Origin of the sequence: Streptomyces sp. WG5, from assembly GCF_049974565.1 — a bacterium.
Taxonomy (GTDB): domain Bacteria; phylum Actinomycetota; class Actinomycetes; order Streptomycetales; family Streptomycetaceae; genus Streptomyces.
Genome location: NZ_JBNGGC010000034.1, coordinates 1 through 11,514, shown reverse-complemented (window position 1 = coordinate 11,514; position 11,514 = coordinate 1). Strand labels below are relative to the sequence as shown.

At 72.4% G+C, this 11,514-nt stretch carries 9 protein-coding genes and 1 pseudogene; 2 read left to right on the top strand and 8 right to left on the bottom strand.

The window, feature by feature from the left end; genetic code table 11:
* Nucleotides 1–37 precede the first annotated feature (37 nt).
* The 6 genes from ACP4IX_RS28875 to ACP4IX_RS28850 all read right to left on the bottom strand — a co-directional run bounded on the left by ACP4IX_RS28875 (nucleotide 38) and on the right by ACP4IX_RS28850 (nucleotide 5,622).
* Nucleotides 38–190 (bottom strand): LxmA leader domain family RiPP, encoded by a 153-nt coding sequence (locus ACP4IX_RS28875; RefSeq protein WP_184823924.1) that lies wholly within the window; start codon nucleotides 188–190, stop codon nucleotides 38–40.
* 95 nt (nucleotides 191–285) lie between these two features.
* Nucleotides 286–1,278: a T3SS effector HopA1 family protein gene (locus ACP4IX_RS28870; RefSeq protein WP_426557417.1), complete on the bottom strand. Its 993-nt coding sequence runs from the start codon at nucleotides 1,276–1,278 to the stop codon at nucleotides 286–288.
* Nucleotide 1,279: 1 nt separating this feature from the next.
* A complete protein-coding gene (lxmK, locus tag ACP4IX_RS28865; protein ID WP_426557415.1) occupies nucleotides 1,280–2,422 on the bottom strand; it encodes a class V lanthionine synthetase subunit LxmK in 1,143 nt (380 codons plus the stop codon).
* Between the two features lie 152 nt (nucleotides 2,423–2,574).
* Complete coding sequence (locus ACP4IX_RS28860; protein ID WP_426557413.1) at nucleotides 2,575–4,227, bottom strand: DUF6297 family protein; 1,653 nt, start codon at nucleotides 4,225–4,227, stop codon at nucleotides 2,575–2,577.
* Nucleotides 4,220–4,882, bottom strand: a complete 663-nt coding sequence (locus tag ACP4IX_RS28855; RefSeq protein ID WP_426523862.1) for an ABC transporter ATP-binding protein — start codon at nucleotides 4,880–4,882, stop codon at nucleotides 4,220–4,222. Before ACP4IX_RS28855 ends, ACP4IX_RS28860 begins: the two co-directional genes overlap by 8 nt.
* Entirely contained in the window at nucleotides 4,882–5,622 is a 741-nt protein-coding gene (locus ACP4IX_RS28850; RefSeq protein ID WP_426523863.1) for a class I SAM-dependent methyltransferase, read from the bottom strand. The genes ACP4IX_RS28855 and ACP4IX_RS28850 overlap by 1 nt, the downstream gene beginning before the upstream one ends.
* Before the next feature lie 603 nt (nucleotides 5,623–6,225).
* On the opposite strand from ACP4IX_RS28850, the gene ACP4IX_RS28845 reads away from it, so the two are divergent.
* Nucleotides 6,226–8,406: a DEAD/DEAH box helicase gene (locus ACP4IX_RS28845; protein WP_426557411.1), complete on the top strand. Its 2,181-nt coding sequence runs from the start codon at nucleotides 6,226–6,228 to the stop codon at nucleotides 8,404–8,406.
* 120 nt (nucleotides 8,407–8,526) lie between these two features.
* Here ACP4IX_RS28845 and ACP4IX_RS28840 read toward each other — a convergent pair whose 3' ends face one another.
* Nucleotides 8,527–9,264 (bottom strand): SAM-dependent methyltransferase, encoded by a 738-nt coding sequence (locus ACP4IX_RS28840; protein WP_426557409.1) that lies wholly within the window; start codon nucleotides 9,262–9,264, stop codon nucleotides 8,527–8,529.
* Between the two features lie 428 nt (nucleotides 9,265–9,692).
* Here ACP4IX_RS28840 and ACP4IX_RS28835 point away from each other — a divergent pair, with 428 nt between their 5' ends.
* Entirely contained in the window at nucleotides 9,693–11,285 is a 1,593-nt protein-coding gene (locus ACP4IX_RS28835) for a S8 family peptidase (RefSeq protein WP_426557407.1), read from the top strand.
* A gap of 141 nt (nucleotides 11,286–11,426) precedes the next feature.
* Here ACP4IX_RS28835 and ACP4IX_RS28830 read toward each other — a convergent pair.
* A pseudogene (locus tag ACP4IX_RS28830) lies at nucleotides 11,427–11,514 on the bottom strand (2-oxo acid dehydrogenase subunit E2); the annotation flags it as partial.

Below are 11,514 nucleotides of genomic sequence, written 5' to 3'. Positions count from 1 at the left end.
CTGTTCCCGGCCCGGAGGCGCTGGTCGGTCGCCTGGATCAGCAGCCGAAGATGGCGCTGACGGTGATCGCGCAGCCCTGCGAGGAGGTCACGGTGCTCGTGATGGCCGGCGCCTCCGAAGCGTCGGCGGCGGCGACCTCCTCGGTGCTGGCGTAGGCGGAGTAACCCTCGAAGAGCTCAACGGCGTCCATGGTATTCACCTTTCTCTGAGGAAATACGGATGAATATCGCACGGAAGCTTTCTGCCCCGCACGCGATGCAATGCTTACATATTCCATGGAGGCGTTCAATGGGGAAAAGGGAGATCTGGGGAATCAATATTCCGATGCAATGCGGAGGGGTCGATTCCTGATTCGGTCAGCCGAGTGAGCACATGCGCGTGCGCACGGGACAGGCCGCCGTCCGCCATCGCGTCCACGACTCCCTCGGCGATCGCGAGGCTGCGGTGCTGGCCGAAGCTGCCGCCCGACCGGCCCGGCCGTGCGTCGTCCGGCTCCCACGCCAGGGACAGACCGGGCGCGAGGGCGCGGGCGAAGGCCGAGGTCTCCGTGCCGACGTCCGCCGCGGACACAGCCCCTACGACGGCGGGTACGGCGTGCCAGGCCGCCGCGCCCAGATAGACCACCATCCCGTCGCGGCGGGGCAGCAGCTTCCGGCTGGAGGTGATCTTGGACCGATAGGGGACCTCGAGCCCCTCCAGCACACCGAGCACCGCGCTCCAGACCCGCACGGCCGCGCCGGGGTCGGTCAGATGGATGTACAGCCGCACCAGCGGACCGGGACCGCAGCTGCCCCGGGAGCCGTCCACCAGGAAGAAGCCCGGGGACAGCCGGGGCCGCGCGGTCGGTAACCGCAGGACGTGGTACCCGGCCCCGGACACGCCGCCCACGGACTCCGGCGGCAGCTCCTCCGGCAGCCGCACCCGTACGCCTCCGACCGCGGCCACCCGGCCGCCGGGAGCCGGGCCCCGTTCGGCGGGGCCGTCGAGCAGGCGTGCGGCCACCGGTGTGGTCGCGTGCGGCACGGCCCGGGCCAGGGGCACCTCCAGCGCCGGGTCGCGACGCAGGATCCCGGGCTTGTCACCGAAGGCGTGCCCGGCGTGGAAGACCTCGTACAGCGCGGTGCCCAGACGCTGGCACAGGCGGCGCGGACGGTCCGCCGTCACATCGCGGTCGCCCAGACGCACCCCCGTACCGTCCGGCGACGGGGAGAGCGCGGCCAGCACGCGGGAGACGGCCGGATCGAGCGCGCCCTGCCGGGTGTTCTGCGCGACGGTCATCTCAACCCTCCAGACCTATGGTCCTGGCGAACTTCTCCGGCCGGAGCAGCGCCGTCCGGCCGATGCCCGAGGCGGCCCGGCTCATCGTGTCCAGGCTGGGCTGCTGCTCGGCGGAGGCGATCATGCGGTCGATCAGATGCCAGCCGGCGAAGGCGGTGGCGCGGACCGCCACCTCGTCCGCGCCGCTGCCGGACAGGCCGGCCGCCTCCCGGTAACCGGCCCAGAAGGCGGTGTTACGGCTCCGCAGCCGCGTCAGTTCGCTCACGCCCCGGTCGACGATGTCCCGGTGCGAGAGCTGCGCACGCTCCGCCGAGCCCTCGGGGATGCCGAGCACCGCCCGATACAGCCACTCCCCGGCGTAACTGCCCACGTCCCGGGCCGGGTCGGCGAGCCGGAACTCCTCCCAGTCGCACACGTACAGGTCTCCCTCGTGCCAGAGCAGCTGGTCGAGCCGCAGATCGCAGTGCGCGGGCGCCTGCGCCGCGGCACGCTCCCGCGCGCGCAGCCCCGTCAGCGCGGACCGCAACTCGCCGTCGTTCTGCAGGAGCCGCCAGGCGTCGAGCATGGCCCCGCTCGACAGCACGTACGTGGACAGCGGGATGGCCTCCAGGAACGCCAACGGCGGCAGCATCGGCGGTGAGGTGTCCAGCACACGGGGCGCCCGGGCCACCGCCTGCGCGCCCACCGCGTGCAGCGCGCCGGTCGCACGGCCCGTCCGGTACGCCATCTCCTCCGTGAACGCGTCGTCCTCGGCCAGCGCGTTGCCCGTCCGCGAGCCGCGCAGCCAGGCGAAGGCGATCAGCAGCTCCGGCTCGTCGAAGCCCAGCAGCCGCGGTGTACGCAGCTCCGGAACCGGGTGGGCGGCTGCGAACTCCTCGAAGTCGCGCATACGGGCGAACCGTTGCCGCGCGTCCGGCTTCATCGCGTCCACCTGCTTGACGAAGACGTCCACACCGGTGTCCGTCGTCCCCGTCACGCTCTGGTTGCTGCCCAGCGGCGCCGTCGTGTCCGAGCCTGCCAGGCCGCCCAGTCCGAGCCGGTCCAGCAGCACGTGCACAGCCGCCGACGAGCCGAGCCCGGTGGCCGGAGCCGGAGCCGGAGCCGGAGCCGCAGCCGGAGCCCACGCCACGCTGTTCACCGTCATAACGACGTTCCCCCTCGAAGTCATTCGGTCGGACGAACTCGTAGTGCAAGAAGGCCGTAGAGGCCGTAGATCAGGACGGTCCCGGATCAGGACGGCCGCAGATCAGGAAGGCCGTGGAGCGAGGCGGTCGCAGAGCGACGGGCCCGGCGGGCTCACCGGCCGCGCATGGTCCTGCTCGCCGTCACCCCCACCCACCAGGCCATCCCCGCCCCGACGACCAGGGGCCACAGCAGCCCCGCGGCACCCGGCTCAGCTCCGCGCACCGGGCCGTCCACGACCGCCAGGCAGCCCAGCGCCACCAGCGGTCCCCGCGCCTGCCACAGCAGCGCCGCGAGTGGCCCCGTGTCACCCAGCGGCGTCATCGAACCGATCATCAGATGCACCGGTACGACGCCCCGGTAGGCGCTCACCAGCGCGGCACCGACCAGCGCGGGCACCAGTGCGGGCAGCACCAGCAGCCGGTCCGACCACAGGCCGGCCCCCGCGGCCGCCGCCGCGCCCAGGGCGAACAGCACCAGCAGCCCCGCCGCGGGCACCACCCCGTGCCACAGCGCCAGCACCCGGGCGGGCCAGGGCAGATGCGCCGAGCGCCGGACGTCGTCCGTCTCCAGACGGGCCGGTTCCGCCAGTTGCGCGGCGGCCAGATAGCCGGCCGGCAACGCCATCAGCGGCACCGCGGCCGGTGTGTCCTCCACGCACAGCAGCGCCACGGTCGCGGCGGCCCAGACCGCTGCCCACGCCGGCCGCCCCGGTGCGCGCAGCAGCGCGGTCGCATCCCGCCACGGGACGAGCAACCACGTCCGTCGCGGGAACGGCAGACGCACCACGGAGCGCACGGTGCGCGAGCGCGTGGCTCGTACGGCCGCTCGTGCCTGCCGCAGGTCCAGGGAGTACAGGGACGCCTGCACCCGCAGCGCGGTGCCCGCCTGGGTGCGCAGCACCCGGGCCGGGATCCGTGCCGCCGCGTCGGCTCCTGCCCGCCCCGCGGCAGCCAGCAGCAGGGCCGACAGGGCGACCCCGGTCCACCCGGCTGCTGCGGGGGCCTCGCCCGCCACCGCCACCAGCGGCAGCGCGGCCCAGCCCCACGGCCCCGACCAGGGCACGACCCGTTCCCCGGCCCACGGGCCGCCCGCCAGCGAGACGGCGGCGAGCAGCCAGAGGACCACCACCACCGCCCACGCCGTCCGCCGGATCCAGGCCCTGCGCCGCAGCCCGGTGTCGCAGTGGCGCTGGACCAGGGTGGCCAGGGCGGTCCCGGCGAAGCCGGCCGTCGCGCCCGTCAGCGCTCCCCCGGCCGTCGCGGCCCACCAGGCGCCCGCCCCGAGGGCGTGCAGCAGGAATCCGGCCACCGCGCCGACCGCGGTCGTGATCGCCGTGGTCGTCACCGACGCCACGACGAAGCGGGGCAGCAGCAGGGCGCGGCGCAGCACCGGCTGCGGCAGCAGCCACGCCAGCGCTGCCCGCTCCAGCAGCACCGGCCCCTGCCACATGGCCCGCCCGGCCAGCATCAGCACCACGGTGGCCAGCACGGCGGGCAGGGTCGTCGGCAGCGCCGACAGCAGGCGCTCGGCCACCGGCCCCCGCAGCCGGCCGTCCGCGCCGGCCTGCGCCGCGGCGACCAGCAGGGGGACGCCCCAGATGCCGACGAGCAGCGCCGTGCAGTACAGCGTGTAGGCGATGCTCTTGCGCCGCTCCTCACGCCGCCCCGCCCGGAGCATCCGGAGCCGGGCCAGGACCGCGCCGGTGTGCCGGGCGGCGTCGGCCTCGTCCGCGGTGCGCACCGGACGCGTCATCAGCTCAGTCACCGGACACACCCGCGACCAGCAGGCCTTCGCCGGACACGGTGTACTCGGCGTCGGCCACGGCGTCCGCCAGCTCCCGGTTGTGGGTGGCCAGGAGCACCGCCGTCCCCCGCTCCTTCGCGGACCGCAGCCGTCCGGCCAGCCGGGCCCGAGCGTCCGCGTCGAGCCGCTGCTCGGGCTCGTCGAGCAGGAGCAGCTCGGCGGGCCGGACGAAGGCGTGCGCCAGCGCCATCAACTGGCTCTGCCCGGAGGACAGCTGGTGTGGCAGCGCGTCGGCGCGCTCGGTCAGATGGTGCTCGGCCAGCACCTCGTCCACCGCGTCGTCCGCCCCGTCGCCCAGGCCGTGTGCCAGGGCGACGAGCATCAGATGCTCACGGACGCTCAGGTCCGGATAGCCCACCCCGCTGTCCAGGACGGCGGCGACGGTGGCCCGTACGGTCCAGTCGTCCTCGGAGACGGCCGTGCCGCGCAGTGTGACGCTGCCCGACTCCGGGAGCTCCTGCCCGGCGGCGAGCCGCAGCAGAGTGGACTTCCCCGAGCCGTTCTCACCGAGCAGGACGACGCACTCACCCGCGCCGACGGCCAGGCTCACCCCGTTGAGGACGGCCCGGCCGCTGTACCCGTGCCGTACGTCCGCCAGTTCCAGCAGGGCGCTCATTACGCCGCGTCCGCCGCCTCGTAGACCGACACGTGACGCTGGCTGCCGGGACCGTAGGGCTCCTTCGACCAGCCCGCGTACCGCTCGACGAGCCGCAGACCCGCGCACCGGGCCATGGCGTCGATCTCGGCGGGCCAGGCGTAGCGCAGCGCGGTGTGGGCGGTGCGGGTGGGGCCGTCGGCGAGCAGGGCGAAGATCAGGACGATGAGCTGCTGCGACTGGACCACGTGGCTGCTCTCCAGCATCACCGTGCCCGGACCGAGGAAGCGGGTCGTGGTCTTCTCGCCCTCCTGCCGGTGGTACGGGGTGGGTTCGAAGGCCTCCAGGACCACCCGCCCGCCGGGGGCGAGATGCTCCCGCATGGCGCGCAGGCAGTCGATCTGCTTGTCCTGCTCGGGCAGTGAGAAGAACGTGTTGAGCGCCATCAGGACGACGTCGTGCCGCCGGCCGGTGGTGGCCGTGAGGAAGTCGCCCTCGACGGCCTTCACGGCACTGTCGGAGTCCCGCACGGCGAGGTCGGCGAGCATACGGGCCGAGGAGTCGATGCCGTACACATCCAGCCCGCGACCGGCCAGCGGCACGGCGATCCGACCATTGCCCACACCCAGCTCCAGCACGGACCCCCCGGGCGGGCAGAGCGTCGAGACGAACTCCACGGTCTCGGCCGTGCCGGAGAGCGCGTCCGGGTACATCTGGTCGTAGATGTCCGCGAGAAGGTCGTCGTAAGCGTTGGTCCCCATGCTGGGTGACGCTAGACATCCCCGAGCGGGTAGATCAAGAACGCATGATCAGCATGACCAGAAACCAATCCTCGTGCGCCAGAGCGGAACTGCTCGCGTTCGAGCAGTTGTCCAGCGCTCTCGGAGCGCTGCGTGCGGCTTTGGCACAAGGCCGAAAAACCGCCCTCGGAACAGCGGCTCGTACGGCAGGTCATCGTCGTCCGGGGTCGAACGTGAGGACGGTGGCCGGCCGGGGTGCGTTGCGGCGAAGGCGGCATCGATGGCGTACGTGCGGCCGTGGAGGTGATGGGCGCGCAGTAGCGCGGCGGCCTGGTCAGTGATCTCCTCGGTGACGTCGTGAACGTCGACGCGGGAGAGGACCCACTCGTAAGCCTCCGGCGGTGAGCAGCTCCTCGGGTCCGACTGATCCGCGTCGGCTTCTCCCGTCTCCCGTCTCCCGTGTCCGGGAGATCGCACGCAGGGGCCTCTGACCTGCGGCTGCGCAGGCGAGGTGCTCCCGTTCGGTGGGGCTTCGGCATCCACTCCGGCCCTGGACGGGCATCCCGTTCAGGGCCGGAGTGGGTGGTGGGAGGATGCGGGGACTGCGAGAGAGGGGCGAGGCGCGTGGGGCGTGGGGAGCGGGACACGGTCGAGAGGGGGGCGCGACTCCACGAGGCAGCGCAGACAGTGGCCGAGGACCACCGCAGGGCGGTCGAGGCGGTGCGGGCGGCGCTGGCGCCGATTCGCGACGCAGAGGTCGCGCGGGAGCTCGACGCCATTCCCGTCACCCGGCTGCAGGACGTCACCGAAGGACGCCTGCGGCTGGGGAGCGTCGAGAAGAACGGCTTCGGCACGGTGGGCCGTGTTCTCGAAGCGGGCCCCTACCGGTTGCGGCAGATTCCCGGTGTCGGGCAGCGCACTGTCGACCAGATCCTTGCGGCTGCTCGCCGGCTTTCCGAAGCAGTGCACGAGACGGTGGCCGTCCACATCGACGTGGACCGGCCGGAGCCGAGTACCACCGCGCTGGTCATCGCCCTGCACGTACTGGTGGAGGCCGGCCCGGACGCCCGGCGCGCGGTGGACCGAGCCGCAGCACTGTCGGAACGGCTCGGCCCGTTGCTGATCGACGCGAGGCCCGCCGCAGGGCGCTTCAGAATGCTGCTGGCCGGCCAGGAGAAGAAAGCACGTGCCCTGGCGGCGGTCGCCGAGATCCGCTCACTGGTGAACGAAGCGGAGCAGGCCGGCCTGCCCGAGCTGCTCGCCCAAGCCTCGGTGGACCTGCTGCGGGGCCCTTCGTCCGACATCGCGGCGTGGGTGGACTTCGAACTCCGCTCCGCGGAGTACTACAGCCTGCTCGCCGAGATCTCAGGGCGGCTGCCGGACGCGGCGGCCGCCGAGGGGTTCCTGCCGGAGGAGATCGCCGAGCGGGTACGGACGCAACAGCTCGACGACTCGCACCGTCGGGTCTCCCTGCGCGGTTACCAGGCGTTCGGTGCGCGATTCGTCCTCGCGCAGCGCAAGGTGATACTCGGCGACGAGATGGGTCTCGGGAAGACCATCCAAGCGATTGCCGTGCTGGCACACCTGGCCGCCGGGGGGCAGAGCCATTTCATGGTCGTCTGCCCGGCGAGCGTTCTCGTGAACTGGACTCGGGAGATCGAGGCCCGCAGCGCCCTTCGCGTCATGGTGCTCCACGGCCCCGACCGGCACTACGCGTTCGCCGACTGGAAAGGGCGGGGCGGGGTGGGGGTGACCACGTTCGACGCACTGCGCGGATTTCCGGCGCCGGGCGGTGGAGAGATCGGACTGCTCGTCGTCGACGAAGCACACTCCGTGAAGAACCCGAAGACCAAGCGGTCTCAGACGGCCGCCCTGTGGACGGAGCGTTGCGAGCGCACCCTCTTCATGACCGGAACCCCGATGGAGAACCGGGTCGTGGAGTTCCGCAACTTGGTCCAGATGCTCGATGGAGGAGTGGCGGACTCCCTCGGCGAGAAGGACGCCTTGGCAGGATCGGTCGCCTTCCGCAAGGCCGTCGCCCCGGTGTACCTGAGGCGCAACCAGGAAGACGTGCTGACGGAACTCCCAAGTCTTCAGCAGACCGACGAATGGGAGGAGCTGAGCGCGTCGGACGAGGAGGCCTACCGCGAAGCCGTGCGCGCGGGCAACTTCATGGCGATGCGCAGGGCCGCGTACACGCGCCCCGAGAAGTCGGCCAAGCTGGACCGGCTCCGCGAGATCGTTCAGGAGGCCGGCGAGAACGGGCAGAAGACAGTGATCTTCTCCAACTTCAAGGACGTGCTGGGCGTGGTGAGGGCGGCGCTCGCTGCGGGCCCCGCTTCCGGTACCCCGGTGCTCGGTCCGCTCACCGGCAGCGTCCCGGCCGGGCGGCGGCAGCAGATCGTCGACGACTTCGCCGGGGTCTCGGGACCGGCGGTGCTCCTGGCGCAGATCCAGGCGGCCGGCGTCGGCCTCAATATGCAGGCTGCCTCCGTCGTCGTCATCTGTGAACCGCAGATCAAGCCGACCATCGAACACCAGGCAGTGGCCCGGGCCCACCGCATGGGCCAGGTCAGGTCGGTTCACGTGCATCGCCTTCTCGCCACCGGGGGAGTGGACGAACGCATGGTGAGGATGCTGGAGGAGAAGACCCGCCTGTTCGATGCCTACGCCCGCCGTAGCGCTGTGGCCGAAGCCACCCCGGACGCGGTCGACGTGTCGGACACCGAGCTGGCCCGCCGGATCGTCGAGGAGGAGCAGGCGCGTCTGGGCATGACCGACGGGGGGCCCACGCCTTCCGGGTGACGGGGTCCTCCGGTCCTCGATCAGGCTTCGGGAGTCCTTCGCTGTCGAGCAGGCGGGTGCCGGGCATCAGGCGGCGTTCCCGCCGGCCTGCCGGTGGTGGCCGCGGGCCGGCCGCGGTGGTCACTCGGAGGTCCGGCGGAGTACGAGGGTGAGGAAGCCGAAGCTGTCGCGGTAGCCGTGCAGCCATTGGGAGCGGTGGGTGGTGGCGACTTCGAGGGCCTCGGCGCTGTCGGGGTGCTCGGGGTGGTCCAGTGCCCACGTCGCCACGGATCCGGTCCAGCACCACTCGAAGTCGTCGAGTTCCTGACGTGTGCTGAGGTGCCCGAAGACAGGGGTCCAGCCGTGGGCGACGACGCGGTCCACGGTGGTCGCCAGGTCCTCGTACTCGCCCAGTGTCTCGCGGGCCGCGGTGCTCGGCTCGCGCTCCCAGTAGGCGTCGCCGACCAGGACGCGGCCGCCGGGGGCGAGGTGCCGGCGGGCGGCGTCGAGGGTGGGCAGGAGACCGCCGAAGGCGTGGCTCGCACCGACGCTGAGCACCGCGTCGAAGGGCCGGGGGGACGCGAACTCGGCGGCGTCCTGGTGGTGCAGTACGAGTCGTCCGTCGACTCCCAGGCCGGTCGCCTCCTTCCTGGCCCTGGCCAGGGCCGGAGCCGAGGTGTCGACGCCCTCGGCGGTCACGTCCGGGTGAGTGGTCAGAGTCCGCAGGAGCCAGGCCGCCTCACCGCAGCCGAGGTCGAGTACGCGTTCATCGCCCCGGTGCACGGTCCGACGGAGCAGGCGGCGCACCGACTCGTCGTCAAGAGGGCTGTTGACGGGGTGGTCGGCGCGTGTCAGCCGAGAGATCAGATCGCGGTCCATGGCGCGCAGCCTGACAGCGTCGGACGCCGGTCGCATCTGCTTTCGGCCCGGCGATGAACGAGTACGGGACGACCGGGACTCGGTCGCGTCGGCCAGGTCCGCGAGGACGTCGAGGCGTGGGAGGAGCGCACCCGGGCCGCCGCCTTCGACGACGGAGCGGCGGCACGCCGGTGGGTGACCGGCGGTCGGCCGACGGCCGACGGCCGACCGGTCGGGAGCGAGGCCGGGGGCAGGTCGCTCAGTCGGCACGGGGGTCCGCACATCCGTGCAGGGCCCTTGTGCAAATCCTCTGGAAGCCTCAATCTTTCGACTGACGCACAAAAGTCGCCCTGCATTGACATGCTCATGACCCATTGGCGTGGCCGAGGGCGGCCTGCTCGGCGTGCACGAACCCCACCACGCACCACCGACTGAGGAGGACCCCTCACATGGCAGTGCTGCGTCAGCACACTCACCGCACCACCCGGCGAAGACTGGCCGCCGTCAGCGCCGCGGCCACCGCGGCCCTCGCCGCGGGCCTCGTGTCCGCGCTCCCCGCGGGCGCCGCCCCGGTCGCCGCGGAGGGCCACGTCCAGTACCTGGACGCGGCGAACGCGGTCGCCGGCAGCTACATCGTGACCCTGAAGGCGGACGAGGCGAAGGCCGGTTCCTCCGAGGGCCGCGCGGTCGCCGAGCGCCACGGCGCCGACATCGAGCGCACGTACACCAAGGCCCTCAACGGCTACGCGATCGAGGCCTCCGAGACCGAGGCGAAACGACTCGCCGCCGACCCGGCCGTCGCCTCCGTCGTCCAGGACCGCACCTTCCACGCCACGGGCACCCAGCCCAACCCGCCCTCCTGGGGCCTGGACCGCATCGACCAGCGGAACCGCCCGCTGGACAACTCGTACACGTACCCGGACAGCGCCGGGCAGGGTGTGACGGCGTACGTCATCGACACCGGCGTCCGCATCACCCACAACGACTTCGGCGGCCGCGCCTCCTACGGCTACGACGCCATCGACAACGACAACACCGCCCAGGACGGCCACGGCCACGGCACCCACGTCGCCGGTACCGTCGCGGGCAGCGCGTACGGCGTCGCCAAGCAGGCCAAGGTCGTCGGCGTCCGGGTCCTCGACAACTCCGGCTCCGGCACCACCGCGCAGGTCGTCGCCGGCATCGACTGGGTCGCCCGCAACGCCGTCAAGCCGGCCGTCGCCAACATGTCGCTGGGCGGCGGCGCCGACAGCGCCCTGGACGCGGCCGTCCGGGGCGCCATCGCCTCCGGCGTCACCTTCGCCGTCGCGGCCGGCAACGAGTCCACCAACGCCTCCACCAAGTCCCCGGCCCGGGTGACGGAGGCGATCACGGTCGGCGCCACCACGTCGAGCGACGCCCGCGCGAGCTACTCCAACTACGGCTCGGTCCTGGACCTGTTCGCGCCCGGCTCGTCCATCACCTCGGCCTGGAGCACCGGCGACTCGGCCACCAACACCATCTCCGGTACGTCCATGGCGAGCCCGCACGTCGCCGGCGCCGCCGCGCTCTACCTGGCCGACAACCCCTCGGCCACCCCCGCCCAGGTCGCGTCCGCGCTGACGTCCGCCGCCACCAGCGGCGTCGTCTCGAACCCGGGCAGCGGTTCGCCGAACCGGCTGCTGAACGTCGGCGACGGCGGCACCACGCCCCCGCCGGGCGACCGCTTCGAGAACACCGGCGACTACACCATCCGGGACAACGCCACCGTCGAGTCCCCGGTGACCGTCTCCGGCGTGTCGGGCAACGCGCCGTCCTCCCTGGCCGTCGAGGTGGGCATCGTCCACAGCTACATCGGCGACCTCCAGGTCCAGCTGGTCGCCCCGGACGGCACGGCGTACACGCTGAAGTCGTACGGCACCGGCGGCAGCGCGAACGACATCGACACCACGTACACCGTGAACGCCTCCTCGGAGACCGCGAACGGCACGTGGAAGCTGAGGGTCAGTGACAACGCCTCATGGGACACCGGGCGGATCGACGCCTGGGCCCTGCAGTTCTGAGGCTCCGGCAGAGCCCGTGAGCTCGGTGTCCAGCAGGTAGGCGTCTCCTCGTCCTCGCGGAAGGAACCCGGGCCGGTGACCCGGCCCGCCGCGAGGGCGAGGCATGTCGCGCCGCTGTGTCCGCCGTACCCGCAGCCGTGTCTACGCCCAGGTGATCAACCGCTTCGGCTGCTCCAGGATCGCGGCGACGTCGGCGAGGACCTTGGAGCCGAGTTCGCCGTCGACGAGG